Consider the following 21,846-nt stretch of genomic DNA (forward strand, 5'->3'; position numbering starts at 1 on the left):
TCTTATGTCAAAACCTTAAAGCTGCTCTAATTTATTTAACAGTTCCTGTACATTTAGCTTTTCTATGCTTCCCTGGATCATCTTGGCGTTTCCACCGCCTCTGGCCGCAAATTCATTCTTTAATAATTCCTGAACAGCCTTAAGATCCTTTCCTAAAGCTCCCGTGGAGATTATATACCTGTAGTTTTCCACATCGTCGCCGGCAAAGACACCGCAATATCCACCATGAGCCTGAGAAAGCGCATTAACCATCTTGCGCATAGTGTTGCCATCGTATGTGGAAGGCTTGAATAAAAAGACGTCCTCCTTTGATGGATCTATCTCTTTTAGTTCATAACTGGCAAGCTCATCCATGGCTTCTGCCAGCTTCTGTTTTGAGCTTATGTTTTCATCTGATAGCTTTTTTACTGAATCTACTATCTTTTCTTCAGAGGTGGTAAAAATAGAAACCAGCTCTTTTACTATATTCTGCTGGGAATTTACATATTCAAGAGCTCTCCCTCCGCATAAAATATTAACTCTGACGCCGCCCTTGTAATTCTGAAGGCCAACGACCTTCAAAAGACCGATCTCTCCTGTCTTCAAAACATGTGGCGCGCAGCAGGCGCAAACATCGTAGCCGGGAATCGTAACTATACGCACATCTCCTGACAGTTCCTTCTTGCTCCTGTAATCTATGGAGCTGAGCTTATCAGCATCAGGAAATTCACAGATAACTTCCACATTAGCCCAAATAGCCTTGTTAACCTCAAGCTCAATGTCCCTGATGTCTTCTTCCGTGAGGACACCACTGTAATCCATGGTAACTTCTGAATCGCTTAAGTGAAATCCAACGTTTTCAAAGCCATATCTTGAATGAACTATTCCTGAAAAGATATGCTCTCCTGTGTGCTGCTGCATATTGCTAAATCTGTGTTCCCAGTCAATACAACCGTGGACTTTGGTCCCTTTGGCTATTGGTGAATCTGTAATATGCCTTATAAGGCCTTCACCAGATGATATAGACGTATGTAGCACCTTGTGTTCTTTTTGCTCCTCATCAATAAGGCATCCTATATCAGACGTTTGTCCACCCTGTTCAGGGAAAAAAGCTGTTTTATCAAGAACAACCTCGTACTTAGCGTTATTTCCTTCCTGACAGGAAATAACCTCAGCGTCAAATTCTTTAATATATGCACTTTCATAATATAGTTCTAATGTATTATCCATGGGGAATATTTTAGCATAAAACACACTTTACTGCACTAATTAAGAATAGTGCAATGCAACATATTCTTATTTTTCCTGCAAAATAAGAAAGAGACTGCAATCATGCAGTCTCTAATGGTAATTGTGATAGCTCATAGACAACTCTGCTCTTTACTTCATCTTTTTCTGTTTTAAGAGCAAAGGCCATTTCAGTATAAAGAAGCTTTTCAGCTATATTTAAGTATCTCTCATTTAATGCAGCAAACTTCTTACCTTCAGCCTCACGAATAGCCTTGATCTTGTGTAATGCTTTGACAAGGCTCATCATTTCGTCAGCAATATTTCTTTTGACTACTTCAGCGATAGCGGGCTCAGCTTTCTTGCCCTCAGGAAGATCCATTTCCTCGATCACATCAATTTCGTCAATCAATCCTTCGGCGTCATCAGCGCTCATAACTTCACGAACCTTGTCCTCAGCACCATCAACTGGCACATAGAGAACACTGCCCGCATCAACGGCAGAAACCATCATGTAATACTGCTTCTCATTTCCCCTCTCAAGAAACGATGGTACAAGAATCTCTTGTACTCTACACAAACCATGACTACCGTAAATTACGCACTCTCCTACATTTAACATATTGTTCCTCCTTCTGAAAAAAACAATCTGCCATGATGTCATGAAAGCGCTTTCACCTTAAAGGATATAAAAAATTCCAACTTTCTCGGAATTTTGCGGCGTAGCATCATTATACCATAATCTTAATTATTTTGTAATAGTTAATCGTTTAATTTTTTCCACCTATCAAAGGATATAGCGTTGATGTACTCTATTCTTTCTTCTTCTAACATAAGGACTTTTACGTGAGACTCTACGTGGTGAAAAACAAAACCACACTTCTCCTGAACACGCTCAGAATTGTGGTTTCCCAAAAAATAACCGCAGTATATCTGATGGAGTCTTAAGTCTTCAAAACCGTGACGTAAGAGTTCCTTTACAGCCTCAGGTGCAATGCCCTCTCCCCAATGCGGATAGCCTACCCAGAATCCTATTTCGCCTTCACTCTGTCCAAGCATTTTATTTTCATTTCCATAGAGATCAAGACTAATACTGCCTATAGGCTCGTTTCTATGCCCCTTAAGGCAGATAGCATATGTCTCCGGCTTTTTAAACACAGTCCTGATGATGGCCCTAGAATAGCCTTCATCCAGGTGTGGTATCCAACCAGCACTATACGCCACTCTTTCATCACTGGCATACTTATAAAGACTGGCAGCATCTTCATCCTGCCAGCCTCTTAGTATCAGTCTGTCTGTCTCCAACGTCGTTATCATATCACTGACTCATGTAAGTAAAACCAGTCTTTGCAGTGAACACTTCAAAAGCTTTTTTGAACAAAGTAAAGTATGCCTCCTCCTTGTACATTGCTTCTGGTGACAGGAAGAAAATAACCTGTCCGCTCTTGATATCCCACTCTATATCATGTCTTGGATCAAGTGCGTCTATATCCTTGAAAGAAAGGCCATATTTGGCTCTACAATATTCATCACGATTTTCCAGGTCCATGGTAGCCTCGATGATCTGAGCTTTAGTCTTTAAAAGGTGATCAAGCTGCTCAAGCATGATCTGATGAACAATGTTAAGTGGTGTAAGTTCATAGCCCACAAGCTTCATGTCGCCAATGATCCTATCGAAATCCACCTGGCAGTACATAAATGGATCCACCTTCTTTTCTCCGTAACAAAATACCGCTTCGTACAATCCCTCGTTCATCTTTTTTCTCCTTTCAAGTCAGTCAAGAATTTAATGTATTCCTTTTCAGGGATTGGTCTTGAATAATAAAATCCCTGTAAGTACTCAACACCATTTTCTATAAGTATTTCGGCTTGTTCTAGAGTTTCTACACCCTCTGCCAAAATATGAAGGCCATAATCCTTTAAGAATTTAACCGTATACTTAAGCATCTTCATATTTTCCGGTTTGTTCTTATCAAGACAGTTCCATATGAATTCCTTGTCCATCTTAACTATCCTGTAATCCATCTTTAGTATCTCTAACAGATTCGAATATCCTGAACCAAAGTCATCCATGGAGAATGTACTTCCTTTTTCCTTTAGCTTACGCACATTTTCTTTGAATGCTTCATCATTATTGATATACGCTGTCTCTGTGATCTCAAAGTTTATAAAGTTCGGTGGAATATGGTACTTTTCCATTTTCCTTATAAGTCTGTCATAAGCCTGGAAATCAACCACTTCATTTCCAGAAAGGTTTACTTCTATAGCCTTTATGCCGTAGCTTGAAAGATTATTCTCTGCAATAAATGAACATACCTTTTCAAAAACAAGATCATCAATTTCAAGAATGAGTCCGCATTTTTCAGCAATTGGAATAAAGTCTTCAGGAGATATATAGTTCTCAGAATTGGTTCTCCTTAATCTGACAAGGGCTTCAGCTGATGAAAAAGAGCCATCTTCCACCTTAAGAATTGGCTGATAATAAACTTCAAAAGCTTTCTCCTTAACTGCTTTTCTGACTACGTCCTCAATAGTGTTCCTATAGAGCATTTTGTCCACTACAGCTTCTGTTATTACAAGATTAGGTGAAGACTGGGTGTTAATATATTCACAGGAAACATAGCTAAGTATCTGCAGAGTCTCATCTGCTTTTTGAGAGTATTTCGGAATTTCAAGTATAGAAAAAGTAAGCTTGTAGTTGCCGCCTCCTCCATCATAGTTATTGATAAAATCCATGAACTCTTCTATGCGTTCTGTTTTTTTCACTATAAAGCTTAGAGTGTTCCAATCAGTAAGATACGCAGAGGTTCCAAGTCTGACACGTCCATAATCTGCTATTGTTTTCTGCACTGCTCTGAGCTCTTTGGTATCAGAAGCACTAAGAACATTTGTCTTTCCTGTAAAAATAACAGATATTATGTAAAAATTTCGCTTGAGTCCAAATAGTTCAAGTAATAGAAGTGTAAATGCATCCTTGGTCTTAACATTTATAATGGACTTTTCATATAGCTCTTTTGGATTCTCTATGACCAAAAAAAGAATGAGTCCCATGAGCATCATAGCTATGGATGATACCTGCACTCCTTTTTTCAGACTCTGCAACAATCCAAGGAACACCCACAATATAAGTGCTCCTTCCAGAGCAAAAAAGTCTTCTTTTCTTAGTCTGCTCCTTTGGATAAAGACAGATATTATAGTAACGATGATGTAGGTAAGACCTATAACATAGCAAAGAGTTATCATCGGACCATAATTATAATAATATCCAGTCTTACTTCTACCATATTCTATCTTGCCAAAAAACAGTGTAACAACGCTGATGAACATAGGGATCGCCGTTAGCACAACCAGCACATTTGAAACTATCCTGTTCTTGGTGATCTTGGAATATGCATATATCCATATACTATAGATAGCAATAAGCGTAGATGAAGCATAAAGCCACTGCATAGTCTTACGAAGCGACTTAAATGCTCCCGTCATGTCTGTAAACACAAAGCATTCAATTATTTCTATAAGAACATTTATAAATGCCGCCACCAGAAAGCCAAAAAATAACCGCGCTGAATAAAGCTGCGGCACTGTCTTCCTCAGGTAAACTAAGATCAATATTCCTAATACCAAAATTGCAACAATTGGTGAACGTATTTCCATGTATAAATTATAATATATTTCCTTTCCTGCAACAACAATTTACGTGCAAAATCGCGTCATTTAAATATGCAAAAGATATCCTGTATATGGTGGAATATCAAGGCCTCCTCCAAAATCTATCTCGTTTCCTGATATCATATCTGTCGCCTTGCCAGCCCTTGCATTAAAGTCCGCATGAAAAGAGTTTTCATCGGCGTTTATCACAACGATCACTCTATCGCCATCTGTCTCCCTCTCGAATATGCACTGCCTGTTTGTTAAAAGAAGTGACGCAAAGCCTCCATAACTAAGGGCCATAGACTTCTCTCTGGCTTTGCATAATGAAGCTATGGTATCAGTAAGGTCATTCCACTTAGGGCTATCAAAACAAGGCCTAAGGGCAGGATCTCCCTGGGATTTGTCAGCTTTTTCTCCCCACTCACTGCCATAATAGATCGTAGGTATTCCAGGCATTCCAAACATAAGAGTATAGATGAGTTTTAAATGTTCTGGTCTGTTTAATACACTGGCAATCCTGCTCACATCATGGTTATCCACAAAAGAGAGGAGATGTTTGCCCCTATATAAGGTCCAGTTCTCCGGCCCAAACTGTCTAAGGAGCGAATGAATGATCTCAAATAAGTTCATGCTGTTAAGGGCCGAATACATTCCCTTATAGCACTCATAGTTTGTGGCGCTGTGGCAGAGCTCATCCCCCATTATCCTGTTGTAGTCTCCACCTATCATTTCTCCCATAAGGAAGAAATCTTCCTTGAACTGACCAGTCTCGTAGCGAAGCCTTTTTAAAAAGTCTGTATCTACGCAATATGCAACATCAAGTCTAAGGCCATCGATCCCAAATTCATCGATCCAGAATTTCACACTGTCTATGAGATAATCCGCAACTTCAGGATTTCTGAGATTAAGCTTTACAAGGTCATAGTTGCCTTCCCAGCCTTCGTACCACAAGCCATCATTGTAGTTACTGTTACCGTCAAAGTTTAGATTAAACCAGTCCTTATACCGGGAATCCCACCTGTTTTTAAGTACATCCTCAAAACCAAAAAATCCTCTTCCAGCATGATTAAACACTCCATCAAGAACTACTTTTATACCCTCTTTGTGAAGTGCTTTGCACACCTTCTTAAAATCCGCATTGGTTCCAAGGCGAACGTCTATCTTTTTATAATCCCTGGTATTATATCCATGAGTATCAGATTCAAATACAGGGTTAAAGAGAATTGCACCCACTCCAAGTTTCTTAAAGTGAGGGATCCAATCTATTACCTTTAGAATCCTGTGTTCAAGTTTTCCATCATTTTCAAAAGGTGCTCCGCAGAAGCCTAACGGATATATCTGATAAAAACTGGTTTCATAAGCCCACATAGTCAACTCTCCTTTACATAATTTTGATATATTATTAATCTTAACACATATAAAGAATCGTAGTTTAGATAACTTATGTTCGACCAAGAATTCATGGGCATCTTTTTGAAAAAAAATATAAAAAATCTGTTGACAACACTATTAGTATTGAGGTATATTATGTTGGTCGGCTGCGTGAGGCAGTCAGGCACAACAACATATGGCGAGGTAGCTCAGCTGGCTAGAGCACGCGGTTCATACCCGCGGTGTCGAGGGTTCGAGTCCCCCTCTCGCTACTACATATGAGCACCTGAAACCTTGATAAAATCTTGGTTTCAGGTGTTTTGTTTTTGAAAAAAACTCGGTTACTTTTTCTATTCTTTGTGTTTTCTTTGGTTACTTTTTGTAAAGCTCCTTAAGCTGACGCTCCATTCTTGCCGTAAAGGCTGCTCTGGTAGCCATCCAAAGCCTTTTTCTTGTAGGCCATTGTCTTTACATCATAATCGTAATACCTGTCATTAGTCTCCTCTGTATGTCCAAGCATACTTGATACTACAGCACGGGGAAGGATAGCTCTGAGATTAGATGATACAGTTCTTCTAATATCGTGAATGCTCTTTTTTTCTATACCTGCATCAATACATCTCCTGTAAACAGCCTGAGATATAGAGTGCTCAGAATATCTTCCTTCAGTACCAGCAAAAACAAACTCACTGTCAATTCCGTTTGCATTCTGCACAGCCTTAATTCTTTCCATTAGCACCTTAATGTCATCGGTCATTGGAAAAAATCTGTGTTTTCTGTTCTTAGTATCTCCAATAACAATGACTGTTGTACCGTCCTTATAATCAAAGCGTCTTTCTGCATATCGGATATGAATTCCATCTTCACTTACGCATTCCCATTTAAGAGCTGCCAGCTCTCCGACACGCATCCCTGTAAGAAGTGAGAGTTCAATAGCGTAGTTTGGCATATAGAGTTCATTCTCATCCTGAGCCTTATGGATGGTAACAAGGAGCTTAATCATTTCTTCAGTTGTCAATGTTCTTTCTGAATCCTTTTTATCGGAAGTTTCACAGAGGTTACGGATGGGGGCGATATCCACCTTCTCATAAGGATTCTTCTCAATGTCATCATTCTTGCAGGCATACCCTAAAGATGAACTGATATATCCTGCCACATTCGTGAGACATTGCTTCTTTGGATGATAGGTATCTACCATACTTTTCAGGAAATGTTCAATAGTGATTGCCGTTATCTTTCCAATCTTCATTTCCTCAAAGTCAGTTCCCTTTATGAACTTGTCGTAATCTCTTAGATATCGTCTGTAAGTGGTAGGACTTAAGTTCCCATCCTTTGTTCCCACGTACTCACTCTTATAATCAAGCCAGTTCTGGAACAATACCTTATAGGTCATATCTGGTCCTTTGTTTACAACGGTGCTTTCCTTAGTCTGTTCTTTTTCAGACTCCTCCAGATATTTAAGATAGGCTTCCTTTATCTTTTCCTTCTCCTTACGGGCTACTATCTTTCCGTCTTTAGTTTTGAATTTCCAGCGTTTGTCATTCTCTCCTTTCGCTTGCCATATTTTATTATTATCAAGGGCAGTTTGGAATATATTATCTTTTTTCACTATTTTAGCTATTTCCAGAAGCTGCCTCTCATCAAAGTCACTGTTCCTTATTAAGTTAAAAAGGTTCTCTACATTTACGCAATTTTCAGTATTCATTTAACCATCCTTTTCAGGATGGTAGTTCGTTACGTTGGGTTCATTAAGCTTTCAACTACCAGCCTATATGTATTTTATTTAGGGATTTAAGCCCTATGTTATGTATTATACCTGGTCAAATTTTAAATTTCATGATTTGTAAGAAACTTTTAGACTTGTATTTTGTGAAAAAAAATGATAGTGGATCTTGACATTTGTGTCACACAAAAAGGAGAGGCGAAATTCCTCTCCTTTTTGCAAGAATATGAAATTAGTCATATTTTTTTCGAAAAGCAGTTAACCCATCAGTAATTATCAACTTTTCGGTTTGTGGAAGACAATCTATGTGCGAGCCCTACATGGCTGCTATGATTTTCTTTCGCAAATACTTTCTGTACAATACGTACGGAATCAAAAATTAAGGGTTACAGTAAAGCTAAAAAATCTAAAAATTGTTACTCATATTCAGTTTTTTTGTCAAACTTATTTAAAGTAATAAGTCCAATAACCACCAGCAGCATCAGGATTTGGCTGATAAATCTGAGAACCTCCAACAGACCACCAAGCATCCCAATCTTGAATAACTTCACTACCTGTGTAGCAATCAGTATAAATAACATTATAAAGTGCAGTACCATCAGGACTTAAGTATTCAAGAACTTCCTTAATACCGCTCCACTGGTATTCAGCAGGATTCTGATAGATAACAAGTGACCAATAAGAACCTGTGTTTCTGAACTCCCAAAGAGCAACACCTTTCTTATCATACTCTCCTACACCATCAGTAAAGAAGAAAATAGAGTCATTGATTGTTCCTGCAGGACGAGGATAATAAGTTCCACCATCACAAGTACTTCTCTTATAGTCGTAAGCCTGCTTGTAAGCAGCTACTTGTGAATCATTAGGGTCAATTGAAGTTCTCTTATAAGAAGTGTTTGGAAGTGTTGCATTTACATTAGCTGAAAGGTCTGTAGCGTTATAAGCACCATTTGGACCATACATAGCTTCATTAATTGCTTTGTTCCAAGCAGAGTTTGGCTCCAAATCTTTTCCTTCACCATCTGAGATTGGCCAATAAATAGGAGTATCACCATTGTAAGAAACAACTACTTTAATAGTTACTCCATTTGATGCTGTAAAGGCGATTATATCATTAAAATTTCCTTGGATGTTTTTATCATTTACATAATCATAATCATCACGCCAAGCAAGACCAGGTCCATTTCCATCGCCCTTATAACCACTGATTACAGGCCATCCATTTGCACCAGTTTTGCCTGTAGGAGTGCTTTCAGACTTTATTGTAGTAGTATCGACAACTTCAGTTTCTTCTGCTTGAGCAGTAGTTAAGTCGATTACTTCAGTTGAGCTTTCTGAAGAAGTAACTTCTGTTTCAGTGCTGATTTCTTCTGTTGAAGAATCAGTTGAAACTTCCTTTACCTCTTCTGAAGTTTCTGTAGTTGCTTTATTTTCTACTACTTCAGACTTAATAGTGTCTCCAGTTGCAGCTTCTGCAACATCTGATGTAACTTCATCACCAGTAGCTGTATCCACAGCCGTATTAGCACAGGCTGTTAATACCAGTGCCAATCCCATAGCAATAATTATTGTTTTCTTATTCATGATATCTCTCCTTTTAAACCTTGGAAATTACGTAAATTATACTGCTAAGCAAAAGAGTGTTCAAGGCGATGAATTATTGCTCACATTACCCTTTCATTGACATCTTGCTAGAACACTTTTTTGTAATAATCTAACGTTCCCCAAAGTAGTATCTGATATGTTCACAAAAAGTGAGCAAATACTATAAAAAAGGAGATAAATATATGCAGAATTATGTATATGATGGATTCCTTAAAGACTCCATCGTTCCAGATTTAATGTTTACAAAAATGATTTACTTCAAGAAAGGAACTGTCAGAGATGCTTTTGAGCAGGCAGTTGATGAAATCCTATCCGATGAGCAGGAACTCATCTTCGACTACGCTTATAGTTTTGAGTACTACATTGATGACTATTTCAAGTCATCCCAGACATCTGGTAAGGTATCTGAAGCCTTAAACAACGGCATGCGAGAGTATCTGTTTGACTGCCTAAAAGCCAACCTCTACACGTTCCTGGAAAACCGTGTAGAAGCAGAGCTTACAGCCTGTGGTTTTTCAGGAAAAGCCATCAAGTCCATACATTCCAGCCTTCTTCGATTTGTGGAATATCAATCCTTGGAAACAAGGCTCGATGTAATCGTTGCTAATGTTGAACGTTTTGCAATTACATTACAGCTCCCTTAACTATACTTATACAAAGTCCAGCCTAAGTGTCTGTATAGTCAATCAACAATCCTAAATTCCCCTACAAACACGACAATAAATAAAAAATGAAAGTTAATGCTTTGTGTCGGGACTCGGGTATAAACCTCTCTCCAGGCTGGAGAGTTTTATACCCTCGCACCACCCGTGGGGTTGCCACGATAATACTTCGTATTATCATTGGCAATTTACTATTTTCTCTTCCGTTGGTCGAGAAAATTTGTATCTTGTAGATACAACCGTAAATGGTGTTAGAGTCCCGACATCTTAGCTATGGAGTCAACATGAAAAGAAAATCAATACAATTAAACTTGGGTAATCCTACACAGGTAGGCATAATCAAACTCTTTTCCCTTACTGAAGGAAGAATGGCTAAGGCAGATATAATTGCCCATTCCAATAAAGCCATATTTTACCGCATGAAGAATGGTCATTATATAACCGAATGCCCCAAAGGTAGCGGTAATTATAAAGCCACGGTAAAGCTCAAGAAGCTTACTATGAACAGCTATGATAAAGCCTATAACAATGGCTGTTCAAATAAACATAGCAAAATCCTACTTAAAGCCTCAGGCTGCATTCCACAATCTGTTATTGCGGAATGTCGTTTCAAGGGGCAAAACGAGATAAAATCTGATGCTGTCAAATATATGGCTACTGACAGCTATAAATCCAAAGTTAATGACATTAAACAAAGCTTGTCACAATCAGCAAATAGTTTACAAGACAGGCTAGACCACCCTTCATCATATCAGGACACCATTGATACCAGACGTGAACTGGAAACCACCTTACTACGTGAAGAAATCATAAATAGCAGTGTTCCATTTTATACTCCAGACATCATGGTAACTGTCACAAGAGATGAAGCATATGCCATACAAAATTATTTTTCTGATGCCGCACAAAGCTCTTCTGGTAACGAATCTCAATATATGGAACAAAACAGTGCACGATTACAAGATTTGTTGAAATCAGACGCCTCAAACTCCCTTGTTCTCGGGATTGAGGCAGTTACCAACACTTACGGTGAACGTGAAATCATAATGCATGAAAACTACCAGGAGCTATTCGGCATCCCTACACTTTACATTTCATGAAAGGAATACATATGAATACATATATAAAAGAACTAATCACTGGCAAAGAAAAAGCCAGAGCTGTGGAGATGGCTGCACTTATGCATACAGATAACCTCCCAGTACTCAACAAATTTAATACTCACTTAAGCGAGTTGAGCGAAACAATAGTAAAATCCATTTATTCAGCTGGTGGCATGTACCTTACAGACATCAAAATGATGCTGAGCTTCAGTTATGAGGAGCAAACCATAGAAAAAGCTGTCAAGGAGCTTATATCTGATGGATACATCATCAAGTCTTCCACACCTTATGGCATCCTTCTTGGGCTCAGTAAAGAAGGAGTGTCTCAGATAAAGATGCACCCTGACTATTATGACGGAAGCTTCCAAGTCAACGTTCAGGATATGGATTTAAGCGGCGAAGCCTCCTACCTAAAGAGAAAGTGTTGTTCCTATGCCATAGCAGATTATGTCTTTAACAGAAGGCTCATCATGCTATGGAACAAGTTTTGGTCAACTGATAAACTCATCCGAAACCATTACCTGATGAAGCAATACATAAAAAACATCCTTTACAGGGTTTATCTTGATATGGATAAAGACAGCAGACTCACATTCCTAACTGATGCAGGGCTAAGCGAGAAAGAACAAGCTCTTTTCCTTGATAACACATCCTTTATCGTGTGGACTGCTCAGAAGTTTGCCGAGCTCATATTCATCAAAGTTGGATTTGACCGCATACGAGCAACTGATGAATATAGACAGTACATAGCCATCATAAAGCGGGATGCCCTCAAAACGCCAAAATTTGAGACTTACTATCTGCTTAAGGATATGCTTTCCGATGACGAAAAGAAAAACTACATAGAGCTTAAGATTCTTCTCACCTGGAAATGTAATCTAATAGCTTTGGCAGATGACAAAGTAAGAAATACACTATCTGGCACCAAAGAGCTTGTAGAGAAGGAAAAGAAGCTGGATACCGTCAATATGTACCTTGGCACTCTGCAAAACAAAAAGCGTAGTATCACCAGCAAAAATGCTTTTAAAGGTAAAGGTAACGAAAGAGAAGTTGCTGAAGCTGTAGTAAATCTTGCTATGCTCGATAGTGCCATAAACGAATGTAAAGAAATAAAGTCTACACTTGAAGCCGATTTTTCTTTTGCCGTGCTTCGTTCATATGACGGAAATGAGAATGACTACGAAGAAAGAGTCTTAACTCTCCTTCGTCTTAAACAGAACTGTGTATATCTCCATGCCAGGTCCCCAAAAGAACTAAAACTCTATCTGATTCAGAACCAAGAGGATTACTTTGACCTCTTGTCTATGCACAGAAAGCTCTCTATAGCTTTCCAGCTCATAAAAAGGTTATGGCCCTATGTGTCTGTAGAGGTCGGGATATATACCTATTCAGATGAGCAAGCAGCATTTATTGAGAGCGTCATCCCAACACTCATTAAGAAGTTATTGGAATCAAAGGAAACAGCGTTCTTTGGAAACATACTCTCCGATGTTGTCTCGATAAAGAAAGCATCCAAAACCATAAAGCCCAGATACAAATACTATCAGACAATCTTAGATGAAATGAAAGGAGTCACAGATAATGACGAGAAAAGAAGTTATGAAAGCCCAGAAAATTGAGGCTATTGAACAGTTTATTGAAGAAGACATATACACCTATGTTGAGAGAAACCTAGGTCTAGACTATCGCGTATTACTTGAGGATGATATCATCACACCATATATCCAGAGGCTCATAGACCAGTCAGAGCACTTTAAAAATCAGGCAGGAAGCAGGTCTTACATTGATTTTTTAAAGCAGCTTATTTACTCCAGATGTGTGGAGATACGCCTGTTAAAGAAGTGGGGAAAGAAAGCTGAACTCAACGGCTCAGACAGACTAATGCTAATATCAAAGTTCAGCTCCTACTCACCTGATATCAGAGAGACCGATGTCGATTACTACTATGAGGTCATGTCAACTTATAATGGTCAGTTCGTCCTCAACAGCAGCCTGTTAATAAAAGCAGAAAAGCTTGACCACCTTTGCGAATTTGCAAAATATCACAACACCTATATCGTAGCAATAGACGTTCTTGCCAAGGTATACTGCTTTATCCCTATACTCCCTGATAAAGATGAGATGTACAAGAAAGTAATGATTACACCCGCAGGAGTCCAAATCAGCTTAAAGGAAGTCGACTGGTTCACACTAGGTGAACCCGACCTTGTGGGATGAGCCTATGGAAGTATATGTAGAAAACAATGTTACTGGAGCAGGCAGATGGCTTGCTATCCCTCAGAATAGTTCCACACTAATGTACGAGCTTATAAAGCACAAGCTAAGCTCAAACGGCGAGTATCAGCTCACATACATAAAACTCGATAATTTCGATATCCAACCCTGTGTCGGGAATCTATTTATTCTCAATAAGAAACTATCCAAATACATCAAGCTCCCAGAGAAGGTGCAAAGCACAATATATGAATATTCCTTCAACAATGGCATCACCTTTGAGGAGGCCATATGTACATTTTTATAGGAGGCAATTATGATACAAGATTTTAAAAAAAGATATAAAGCATGCTGCACCAGTAAAAATGATGCTGAGTGCAACAGATTGTTAAGCGACACGATAATATATATTTTGAATAAAAAATGGGAATTTATCTTGGATATAATAGAATTTCCATTCACAACCACTAAGGAACGATTCATCGTACTAAGATATGTAGACCAGAAAAACGGTCTATTGCAACTAAAACTGATATCACTGGACGATGTAATAAAAGGATGTGAAAGCTATGACTCTTTTTCTATCAATGAAAAGCTTAATTATGTGAAGCGTCTGCTCCCTCTAATCCCAGAGGGAGGTTAACAATGGACTTTATCACATTTAATGAATCAGTAAAAACAAAGCTAAAGCAGATTGATGCAGAGTACAGAGGTATTTATAAAACATACACTCCCTCATTGGAAGAATTAAAGTTTAAAGCTTTCCTAGATGATATCTGGAAACCAAGATATGAAAGTGATGATTTATCAGAAAAACTCTATGCTTACGGGAACATTCAGGTGTTTTTTCACTACAGTAAAGATACCTCTGTCCATATATCAAAAATCTTTTCCCTACGTAAGTTGCACCCAAAGAAACCAAGCACTGCTCCATTATGGTACATGCTATTTAGGCTATCTCAAGAAATAGCTGAGTGCAACATTTACCTATGTCCCAACATTATGTACCACAGCGGTACAACTCCCTGTGAAAAGAATGTTATAGCCAGCAATTGTTATTTTGTAGATATCGACAATGCCAATACCAAGAAGCCCGTCTATAACATGAATCAGGAATCCATAAAAAAGTACCTAAAAAAGAATTATCCAATCTATAGTGAATTAAAGCCTAAGTATATCCTGATGTCGGGACGAGGTCTTCACCTATACTTTATCCTGGAACACACTGAGATGCTTGCCAGCAGCAATAAAACAAAACCAATAAAAAAAGTGCATAAATGGATTACTTCAGACCTCATTACGCTTTATGAAGCGGACAGGGCTTGCAAAAATCTAAACAGACTGATGAGAATTCCTTACAGTACCAATAATAAGGTAAATCTACAAACCAAGTTATATATTACAGATGATAAAGGTCATCACTCTATCAGCGAGATAATCGATACTATTAAGCGGCATAAAACATGTAAAAATGAAGAAGATAACTCGCAACAGTTCTATGATATTGCAGAAGCAGCCAAGGAATTAAATGCATCAGGAGCTGAAACAGATAATAAAGCAGATTCTGCATCCTCACGAGACATTACCAAAAAGAGAAACAACAATCATGGAATCAGCTCCTTATGCAAAATCCGTAAAGCTGACCTTGAAAAGTGGTTTATGCATCATCTGGATGACCTTGACGGTCGTAGACACACTTTCTTCTGGATATATATTAACAACCTAAAAAACATGCGTACCTATAAAGGAATCATCTATAGAGAAGCTTATTCGCTGAATTTACAGCTTGTCAATCCGCTTAGCAGTAATGAGCTAGATGCGATAATAGAGTCTGATAAAAAGATATACAGGCTGACTAACGGGTCTATTGCAAATATGCTTCTTATGACTGAAACCGAGGTCCATGAACTGCGAAGCATATACACAGAAGCTGAACGCCAGTGCAGGCTGGAAATCAAACAACAAGATAAAGAGCGTAGGCGTGAAGAAAGGCTTGAACATAACAAAGAGATTCGTCACAAAAACTGGGAAAAATACTTCGAGTACATAAGGGCACATCCTGAGAATAATTACGCTGTTATGGCTAAGGACTTTGGAATTTCAAAGTCCTATGCCTTATTGATAAGAAGGGAGTTCAGGAAAATATTTCCTGATGCAAGCTAATAGTATTTGTTCGACACTTACAGTGAATAAATATAGTTCTTCCTCCATAGGATATATGGATAACAAAAATCCGTTTCTTACAAACGGTTGTTTACGGCTTTTATAGCCAGAAGGAGGAAGAACTATGTTGTATAACGAATTTGTAAACTCAGTAGCTAAGGACATTACTTCATTTCTTGAATATGATGAGAACAGACAAGTCTTTGTTAAAGATGTCAGAAAGAACAATGGGGTACTTTTAAAAGGACTAACGATTAAATCGGATTCAGAACAGATAGCTCCTACAATCTATTTAGAACAGTTTTATGAGCAGTACTCTCACACAGGTGATTACGACGAGGTACTAAGGACAATCGCCAAAGCCTACGAGAACAGTAAACTTGGCAGTATCCCAGGCTTTTCAGCTGATGACCTGTCAGAAAACAACATCTATGGAGTGCTGGTTAACACAGACAGTAACGAAGAGCTTCTTAGAGATATACCCAGTGTACGTGTCTTGGACGGAAGATTCTCTGTAGTCTTCAGGTATAGCCTTGGTGAATTTGATGATAAGGCAAGCGTCCTTATCACTGATTCTATAGCAGAAGTAAAAAAGCTCACACCGACAAAACTTTTGGAACTTGCTCTATGTAATACTGGAAAGCATCAGGAAATATCACTTGAACCAATGGAAAACATAATATGCTCCGTGATTGGTATGGATTACGATGAACTCGCTAATAAGAACAAAGCCTGCCCAATGTATGTACTTTCCAACACTGATAACATCTATGGTTCATTTATGATTCTGCGTCCCGATGTAGAGCAAAAGCTTATGTCCACCTTTAAAGGAGACATCGTGGTAATACCCTCATCAGTCCACGAACTAATCCTCATCGACAGTGAGCTGGTCTTTGAAGGGACCATAGAACATCTTAACGAGATAATCACATCAGTCAACAAAGAAGTTGTCAGTCAGGAAGATTTTCTGGATAACAGGTATTTCGTTTTGGAGCGTAATGATGAGGGGTACGCATTTGCAAATGAGCTTGCCAACGTTTCTTAAGCATAGTTCTTCCAAAGTCAGAATCTATGGCTTATGGATTATGACTCAAAGAGAAAAGTCAGGATAATTCCTGGCTTTTTTCTTTTACCATCATTTCATTACAATACTTTTTTAGAGCATATTATATGTATTATTGAGTATATTAGCTTTAATCAAAAAGACATAAACCTAAAAGAAATGCTATAATAGGCTTGTAAGAATGTTTTTCCTTGTGTGTAGATTAAGAGGAGTTTAGGATGATTGTATTGGAAAAATATACAGTTGAAAATATCAAAAAGCTTGTCAAACCCCTCCTAAAGAAATATTCAGCAAAGGGAGCTATCCTATTTGGTTCTTATGCCAGAGGAGAGGCTACTGAAGAATCTGATATCGATATTATGATTTTAGGAGGTAAAAACTTTGACCCTACAGATGTGTTCTGTATAGCTGATGAACTATATGACTTGTCTGGTAAAGATGTCGATGTCTATGAAGAGAGAGAAATTGATAAGTCTTCTGAGTTCTATAAAAACATATTGAAGGATGGTATTAGATTATAATGCAATACACTGATGAACAACGAATCGAAAAGATAAAAATCACAGTAGATAAGCTTATAGCTTACGTTAATGATAGTAAGCTTACCAGAGAACAGGTTCTTGAAGATGAAACAATAAGATGGACTCTTACCACTCCTTTGTACAACATTGGAGAACACGCATATAACCTGTCAAAAGAATTCAAGGAAGCACATAATGATATTCCTTGGAGTAAAATTTCAGGTCTTCGTCACAGACTTGTTCACGACTATGACAACACAAGCTGGACTATCATATGTGACATCGTTTTTAGTGTCATCCCAGAGTTTAAGAAACAACTTGAAAGTATAAAATAGTCTTCGGTTACTTTGTATTTTTTCATAGGTTACTTTGATGATTGGCAGTCCTGAAAGCCTCCTTTCTTGTGGGTTCTAGGACTTGTAGGATAGGGTTCGAGTCCCCCTCTCGCTACTAAGAAGGAAAGCAATAATTGCTTTCCTTTTTTGTTGCCCTGAAATGGACCTAGGGGACGGGGTTAGTGGACCATTTTTTTCAAAAAATGGTCCACTAACCCCGTCCCCTAGGTCCATTTCCGTCATCACATCAACACGCAAAAAGAAGCGATGCACCAATATGCACCGCTTCTCTTTTCAGTTTACAACTTTCATTAGATTAGTATAAGTATAGTTAATTAGATTTATTCTACTGTAACGTCTACAGTATCTCCGATAGAACCTGTTCCCTGGATGCCAAACTCTGCAGAAGCACCTGGCTCAAGATTTGAATTCCAGAAAAGTGGTGTGATCACATAGTAATCATCAGTTTCTTCAATGTTTACGCACCAGCTTGTATCTATCTTTACGTCTTTTTTGCTGACCTTTACAGTCCAGCCTTCTATCTTGCTATCAGATTCATTCTTAACCTTGATGATAACCTGATATCCTGACCCCCAGTTGTGGATTGTATAATCAGCCTTAAGTCCTTCTCTGCCAGGTGCCTGAGCTGGTGATGGCTCTGGATCTGGATTTTCAGGTTCTGGCTGTGGATCCGGCTGTGGATCTGGCTGAGGCGTTGGAACCTTGTTACCATCGATAGTAGCAGGTGTTCCATCAACATGCTTCATGATAGCTGTGATGATCTCAGGATCTGCCCATGTAAGACTCTTTCTATCAAGATATCTATGGCACTCTCCGTTTGAACCAGAAGCATCGTTATCATAGAAGTTGTTGTCCCAGAGACACATAGCAAGATTGCTGTACTTAGAAGCTGCTGACCAGTAATAATCAGCCCACTTCACTCTGTCTGCTGTATTATTTCTGTTAGAAGCACTTGTCTCTCCTACAACTACAGGAATACCCTTTGACATGAACTTTGAATTAAGATCATTAAAGAACACATCAATATCTGTCTTGTTGCTCTGGTCAAAGTTTGTGATGAATGAATCACTTGCAAGAGCAAAGTTATAAGGAATATAAGCATGTACTGAAAGGATAAGTCTGTTAGATGCTGAATCCTTTGGCATCTTAAATCCATCTGTCATGCAGCCCTCGATTGAAGCATCGTAGCCAGGAACCATTACGCATCTGTCTGCGTTATTTCCGCCTGTTGCTCTGATAGCATCAAGTGAAACCTGGTTGTAATCATTGATGCATTCAATAGCTTCCTGAATGTCGCTGCTAGGATTATTTCTTGGGAACCACCATTCCTGACCGTGTCCTACAAGTCTTGGCTCGTTCATTGTCTCGAAAATAAGGTGATAATCATAATCCTTGAACTCATTAGCAATCTGTGTCCAAACAGACTTAAAATATGCCTCAGAGCGGCTCTTATTTGCGTTGTTTGGTACATAGAAGCAATACTCAGAAGTAATATCATGATGTGTATTAAGGATTACATACATATCATTTGCGATACAATAATCTACTACTTCTTTTACTCTTTCCATGAAGAAATCAGGAATTTCGTAGTTATCTCCTGTAGTGTACTGGCCCCATGAAACCGGGATACGTATTGTATTAAAGCCAGCCTTAGCTACTTCATCGATCATCTCTTTGGTTGTCTTTGGATTTCCCCAAAATGTTTCAAGTGACATAGTGTAAGGAAAGCTTGATTTCTGTCCAACTGAGTCCAGAGTGTTTCCAAGGTTCCATCCTACTGTCATATCTTTTACAACTTCTGTAGCAGTTTTACTTGTACCGCCAGCAGCGTGAACTGTCTGTACAGGAATAGCTGTAAAGAATAAAAATAATGCTAATAACAATGTAAGTCTTCGTGTTCTGCGTTTTATATTTTGCATTATTACCCTCCATATATTCTGTCGCGACAACATTATAATATGTGAGGCTGGCTCTTACGTCAATAGATTTTTGACATTTTTTGTAAATATTTGTAATTTCTTGTAATAATCTCTTCATTGCTTTTATATGTTATACTTAAAAGATAACCACAGTAGTAACTTACGATATTTTTTAATCTTTATATGAGGATATTTTTATGGAACAAGAAATATTTGATAACGAGCAAAAGCACCTGACCAAGACCTACAACAAGCTCCTTGATATGAAAAAAGACTTGGAATCTCAGATCATGAACCTTGACGCTAAGGCAACTGATGAAAAGAACGATATTCGTGACAATATCCGTTTTGACTATGCTGATGCAGAGACTACCATGGAAACACTTGGTGAGATTGAAGTTTGGAACAGATACATCGACACCTACAATATCGAGAGCAGTTCTTTAGGCAAGCGCCTTGGAATAGTAAAAAAACTCCTGGAATCACCATATTTTGCCAAGATACAGGTTCAGTTTGATCCTTCAGAGCCTGTCGAGGATTATTACATAGGCCGCGCTGCCATCTCAGAAAATGGCTACGACCAGATGGTGATTGACTGGAGATCCCCTATTGCAGAAGTTTATTACAACCAGGAAAGCGGACATACAAGCTATAAAGTTGAAGACAGAGTGATTCCTGTAGATTTAAAGCTAAGGAGACAGTTCAATCTAAACAAGGATAAACTCATCTCCTTCTTTGATACTCAGATTGCTATCGAAGATCCAATGCTTCTTAAGTCTCTGTCACAGACTCACACAGACAAGATGCAGGCTATCACCGCTACGATCCAGAAGGAGCAGAACACTGTCATCAGATATCCTGATGTTCCAGTGCTTTTAGTAAATGGTATCGCCGGAAGTGGCAAAACTTCTGTCCTCTTGCAGCGTATAGCATATCTCTTTTTCCAGAAAAGAAATACCTTAAGGCCTGATCAGGTATGCCTCATGACACTTAATCCGGTATTTAGGGACTATATAGACAACGTACTTCCAGATCTTGGTGAGTCCAATCCTCTGACCATCACCTGGCAGGAATTCCTTGAAATGGTCCATGTACCATTTGAGGCAAAAGAGATTGATTCTACCGAAGCGGAAAATCTTAAAAAGATCCATGAAGTACTTCCTACCTTGATTCCAGAGGCAGAAGACTTCCATGATATCAAGCAAAAAGAAACACTTGTGATGACCAAAAAAGAAGTTCTATCAGTAATAAAGATGTTCAAGCAGTTCCCGATGGGAATGAGGCTTATCCAGACAGCTTCAGATGAACTGGAGCTCAGAGCCAAAAACTCATTAAGAAACATGGATAGAGACACTGATGATGAGACAACTTCAGTATCCAAGTCAGATTCAGCTGAAAACAACAGGATTGAAAATGACTTTGGCGGAGCTCTTAGAGATATCAAACACTGTAGCTTTGTAAATGTTACTCACATTGCTCAGAGAATTCTAGGAACTAAGCGCATAACTCCTTGCGAGTGGCTCTTTACCAAAATGGAGCTTACAGGAATGTGCGATAGGAACATGCGCTACGTAATGATAGATGAAGTTCAGGACTACACCAAGGCTCAGCTCCTTGTATTTAAGAAATACTTCCCTAATGCAAGATTCATGCTGCTTGGAGATGAGTTCCAGGCTATCAGAGAAGGCACTATTTCTTTTGACGAGATAAAGGAAATGGCAAAGGAAGATAATAAGAGCTTTGTAGAGCTTCCACTTATGACAAGCTATAGAAGCTCACCGGAGATCACAGATATGTTCGCAGCTCTTTTACCTGAAGACAAAAAGCTGATGGTATCATCTGTGCAGCGTCCTGGCGAATCAGTCACAATCAAAGCCTGTAAGAATGATGCTGAATATTATAAAGAGTTAAATGATAAAATAAAAGAGTTTGAGAAAAATGATGGCCTTACTGCTATTATCTGCAAAAAGCAGTCTACTATCGAGAACATTATCGTTAATCTTGGAGAAAAGGCACCTGTCATTGTATCTGGTCACGACTCTCTTCCAAAGGAAGGCGCGTTTATCATAGAGCTTCCTCTTGCTAAAGGTCTTGAATTTGACCATGTTATTCTGGCAGATGCTGATTCAGAAGGGTACCCTGATGATGAACTTGGAAAACACTGCCTGTATACTGCAATGTCCAGAGCAACTCAAAACCTCGCCATCTTATCAAATGGTAAGCTATCACCAAATATTAACTAAATAAGCTCAAAAAGCCCTTGCTCACTCTATGTAAGCAAGGGCTTTC

At 38.7% G+C, this 21,846-nt stretch carries 20 protein-coding genes and 1 tRNA gene; 12 read left to right on the top strand and 9 right to left on the bottom strand.

Annotated features, from left to right (window positions below; translation table 11 throughout):
* Window positions 1-15 precede the first annotated feature (15 nt).
* From bhn_RS08955 to bhn_RS08980, 6 genes are all read right to left on the bottom strand, one after another.
* Window positions 16-1,209, bottom strand: coding sequence for an alanine--tRNA ligase-related protein (locus bhn_RS08955; RefSeq protein ID WP_071176373.1), 1,194 nt, complete (start codon window positions 1,207-1,209; stop codon window positions 16-18).
* A 100-nt stretch (window positions 1,210-1,309) separates the two neighbouring features.
* Window positions 1,310-1,828, bottom strand: coding sequence for a CarD family transcriptional regulator (locus tag bhn_RS08960; RefSeq protein ID WP_071176374.1), 519 nt, complete (start codon window positions 1,826-1,828; stop codon window positions 1,310-1,312).
* A gap of 140 nt (window positions 1,829-1,968) precedes the next feature.
* Complete coding sequence (locus bhn_RS08965) at window positions 1,969-2,523, bottom strand: GNAT family N-acetyltransferase (protein ID WP_071176375.1); 555 nt, start codon at window positions 2,521-2,523, stop codon at window positions 1,969-1,971.
* A 1-nt stretch (window position 2,524) separates the two neighbouring features.
* Window positions 2,525-2,962 carry a hypothetical protein gene (locus bhn_RS08970; protein WP_071176376.1) on the bottom strand — a complete coding sequence of 146 codons (438 nt, stop codon included), beginning with the start codon at window positions 2,960-2,962 and terminating at the stop codon, window positions 2,525-2,527.
* Complete coding sequence (locus bhn_RS08975) at window positions 2,959-4,860, bottom strand: EAL domain-containing protein (RefSeq protein WP_083385870.1); 1,902 nt, start codon at window positions 4,858-4,860, stop codon at window positions 2,959-2,961. Before bhn_RS08975 ends, bhn_RS08970 begins: the two co-directional genes overlap by 4 nt.
* Before the next feature lie 60 nt (window positions 4,861-4,920).
* Window positions 4,921-6,225, bottom strand: coding sequence for an alpha-amylase family glycosyl hydrolase (locus tag bhn_RS08980; protein WP_071176378.1), 1,305 nt, complete (start codon window positions 6,223-6,225; stop codon window positions 4,921-4,923).
* Between the two features lie 201 nt (window positions 6,226-6,426).
* Between bhn_RS08980 and bhn_RS08985 the strand changes: the two genes are divergently transcribed.
* Window positions 6,427-6,500: transfer RNA gene (locus tag bhn_RS08985), tRNA-Met, on the top strand.
* 119 nt (window positions 6,501-6,619) lie between these two features.
* Here the strand turns inward: bhn_RS08985 and bhn_RS08990 are convergent.
* Together bhn_RS08990 and bhn_RS08995 are read right to left on the bottom strand one after the other, a co-directional pair.
* Window positions 6,620-7,933, bottom strand: a complete 1,314-nt coding sequence (locus tag bhn_RS08990; RefSeq protein WP_071176379.1) for a tyrosine-type recombinase/integrase — start codon at window positions 7,931-7,933, stop codon at window positions 6,620-6,622.
* A 462-nt stretch (window positions 7,934-8,395) separates the two neighbouring features.
* Window positions 8,396-9,535 carry a hypothetical protein gene (locus bhn_RS08995; protein WP_071176380.1) on the bottom strand — a complete coding sequence of 380 codons (1,140 nt, stop codon included), beginning with the start codon at window positions 9,533-9,535 and terminating at the stop codon, window positions 8,396-8,398.
* Window positions 9,536-9,738: 203 nt separating this feature from the next.
* On the opposite strand from bhn_RS08995, the gene bhn_RS09000 reads away from it, so the two are divergent.
* The 10 genes from bhn_RS09000 (at window position 9,739) to bhn_RS09045 (ending at window position 17,617) form a co-directional block, all read left to right on the top strand.
* A complete protein-coding gene (locus bhn_RS09000; protein ID WP_071176381.1) occupies window positions 9,739-10,200 on the top strand; it encodes a hypothetical protein in 462 nt (153 codons plus the stop codon).
* Between the two features lie 302 nt (window positions 10,201-10,502).
* A complete protein-coding gene (locus bhn_RS09005) occupies window positions 10,503-11,318 on the top strand; it encodes a hypothetical protein (RefSeq protein ID WP_148661933.1) in 816 nt (271 codons plus the stop codon).
* Window positions 11,319-11,329: 11 nt separating this feature from the next.
* Complete coding sequence (locus bhn_RS09010) at window positions 11,330-12,940, top strand: hypothetical protein (RefSeq protein ID WP_071176383.1); 1,611 nt, start codon at window positions 11,330-11,332, stop codon at window positions 12,938-12,940.
* Window positions 12,903-13,538 carry a hypothetical protein gene (locus tag bhn_RS09015; RefSeq protein WP_071176384.1) on the top strand — a complete coding sequence of 212 codons (636 nt, stop codon included), beginning with the start codon at window positions 12,903-12,905 and terminating at the stop codon, window positions 13,536-13,538. The genes bhn_RS09010 and bhn_RS09015 overlap by 38 nt, the downstream gene beginning before the upstream one ends.
* A gap of 4 nt (window positions 13,539-13,542) precedes the next feature.
* Window positions 13,543-13,842 carry a hypothetical protein gene (locus tag bhn_RS09020; RefSeq protein ID WP_148661934.1) on the top strand — a complete coding sequence of 100 codons (300 nt, stop codon included), beginning with the start codon at window positions 13,543-13,545 and terminating at the stop codon, window positions 13,840-13,842.
* 9 nt (window positions 13,843-13,851) lie between these two features.
* Window positions 13,852-14,178 carry a hypothetical protein gene (locus bhn_RS09025; RefSeq protein ID WP_071176386.1) on the top strand — a complete coding sequence of 109 codons (327 nt, stop codon included), beginning with the start codon at window positions 13,852-13,854 and terminating at the stop codon, window positions 14,176-14,178.
* Between the two features lie 2 nt (window positions 14,179-14,180).
* Entirely contained in the window at window positions 14,181-15,698 is a 1,518-nt protein-coding gene (locus bhn_RS09030; protein ID WP_071176387.1) for a hypothetical protein, read from the top strand.
* A 124-nt stretch (window positions 15,699-15,822) separates the two neighbouring features.
* Window positions 15,823-16,743: a DUF5688 family protein gene (locus tag bhn_RS09035; protein WP_071176388.1), complete on the top strand. Its 921-nt coding sequence runs from the start codon at window positions 15,823-15,825 to the stop codon at window positions 16,741-16,743.
* Window positions 16,744-16,979: 236 nt separating this feature from the next.
* Window positions 16,980-17,282 (top strand): nucleotidyltransferase family protein, encoded by a 303-nt coding sequence (locus tag bhn_RS09040; protein WP_071176389.1) that lies wholly within the window; start codon window positions 16,980-16,982, stop codon window positions 17,280-17,282.
* Complete coding sequence (locus bhn_RS09045) at window positions 17,282-17,617, top strand: HepT-like ribonuclease domain-containing protein (protein ID WP_071176390.1); 336 nt, start codon at window positions 17,282-17,284, stop codon at window positions 17,615-17,617. Before bhn_RS09040 ends, bhn_RS09045 begins: the two co-directional genes overlap by 1 nt.
* A gap of 341 nt (window positions 17,618-17,958) precedes the next feature.
* Here bhn_RS09045 and bhn_RS09050 read toward each other — a convergent pair whose 3' ends face one another.
* Window positions 17,959-19,557, bottom strand: coding sequence for a cellulase family glycosylhydrolase (locus bhn_RS09050; RefSeq protein ID WP_071176391.1), 1,599 nt, complete (start codon window positions 19,555-19,557; stop codon window positions 17,959-17,961).
* Window positions 19,558-19,754: 197 nt separating this feature from the next.
* On the opposite strand from bhn_RS09050, the gene bhn_RS09055 reads away from it, so the two are divergent.
* Window positions 19,755-21,800 (top strand): HelD family protein, encoded by a 2,046-nt coding sequence (locus bhn_RS09055; RefSeq protein WP_071176392.1) that lies wholly within the window; start codon window positions 19,755-19,757, stop codon window positions 21,798-21,800.
* Window positions 21,801-21,846: the final 46 nt, after the last annotated feature.

Origin of the sequence: Butyrivibrio hungatei (assembly GCF_001858005.1) — a bacterium.
Taxonomy (GTDB): domain Bacteria; phylum Bacillota; class Clostridia; order Lachnospirales; family Lachnospiraceae; genus Butyrivibrio; species Butyrivibrio hungatei.

What these genes read in the sequence shown, in the direction of transcription:
- bhn_RS08990 (WP_071176379.1), bottom strand. Translation starts at nt 7,933, where the DNA reads ATGAATACTGAAAATTGCGTAAATGTAGAGAACCTTTTTAACTTAATA.
- bhn_RS08960 (WP_071176374.1), bottom strand. Translation starts at nt 1,828, where the DNA reads ATGTTAAATGTAGGAGAGTGCGTAATTTACGGTAGTCATGGTTTGTGT.
- bhn_RS09030 (WP_071176387.1), top strand. Translation starts at nt 14,181, where the DNA reads ATGGACTTTATCACATTTAATGAATCAGTAAAAACAAAGCTAAAGCAG.
- bhn_RS08995 (WP_071176380.1), bottom strand. Translation starts at nt 9,535, where the DNA reads ATGAATAAGAAAACAATAATTATTGCTATGGGATTGGCACTGGTATTA.
- bhn_RS09055 (WP_071176392.1), top strand. Translation starts at nt 19,755, where the DNA reads ATGGAACAAGAAATATTTGATAACGAGCAAAAGCACCTGACCAAGACC.
- bhn_RS09020 (WP_148661934.1), top strand. Translation starts at nt 13,543, where the DNA reads ATGGAAGTATATGTAGAAAACAATGTTACTGGAGCAGGCAGATGGCTT.
- bhn_RS08965 (WP_071176375.1), bottom strand. Translation starts at nt 2,523, where the DNA reads ATGATAACGACGTTGGAGACAGACAGACTGATACTAAGAGGCTGGCAG.
- bhn_RS09040 (WP_071176389.1), top strand. Translation starts at nt 16,980, where the DNA reads ATGATTGTATTGGAAAAATATACAGTTGAAAATATCAAAAAGCTTGTC.
- bhn_RS08975 (WP_083385870.1), bottom strand. Translation starts at nt 4,860, where the DNA reads ATGGAAATACGTTCACCAATTGTTGCAATTTTGGTATTAGGAATATTG.
- bhn_RS09025 (WP_071176386.1), top strand. Translation starts at nt 13,852, where the DNA reads ATGATACAAGATTTTAAAAAAAGATATAAAGCATGCTGCACCAGTAAA.
- bhn_RS09015 (WP_071176384.1), top strand. Translation starts at nt 12,903, where the DNA reads ATGACGAGAAAAGAAGTTATGAAAGCCCAGAAAATTGAGGCTATTGAA.
- bhn_RS09045 (WP_071176390.1), top strand. Translation starts at nt 17,282, where the DNA reads ATGCAATACACTGATGAACAACGAATCGAAAAGATAAAAATCACAGTA.
- bhn_RS08955 (WP_071176373.1), bottom strand. Translation starts at nt 1,209, where the DNA reads ATGGATAATACATTAGAACTATATTATGAAAGTGCATATATTAAAGAA.
- bhn_RS09050 (WP_071176391.1), bottom strand. Translation starts at nt 19,557, where the DNA reads ATGCAAAATATAAAACGCAGAACACGAAGACTTACATTGTTATTAGCA.
- bhn_RS09000 (WP_071176381.1), top strand. Translation starts at nt 9,739, where the DNA reads ATGCAGAATTATGTATATGATGGATTCCTTAAAGACTCCATCGTTCCA.
- bhn_RS09005 (WP_148661933.1), top strand. Translation starts at nt 10,503, where the DNA reads ATGAAAAGAAAATCAATACAATTAAACTTGGGTAATCCTACACAGGTA.
- bhn_RS08970 (WP_071176376.1), bottom strand. Translation starts at nt 2,962, where the DNA reads ATGAACGAGGGATTGTACGAAGCGGTATTTTGTTACGGAGAAAAGAAG.
- bhn_RS08980 (WP_071176378.1), bottom strand. Translation starts at nt 6,225, where the DNA reads ATGTGGGCTTATGAAACCAGTTTTTATCAGATATATCCGTTAGGCTTC.
- bhn_RS09035 (WP_071176388.1), top strand. Translation starts at nt 15,823, where the DNA reads ATGTTGTATAACGAATTTGTAAACTCAGTAGCTAAGGACATTACTTCA.
- bhn_RS09010 (WP_071176383.1), top strand. Translation starts at nt 11,330, where the DNA reads ATGAATACATATATAAAAGAACTAATCACTGGCAAAGAAAAAGCCAGA.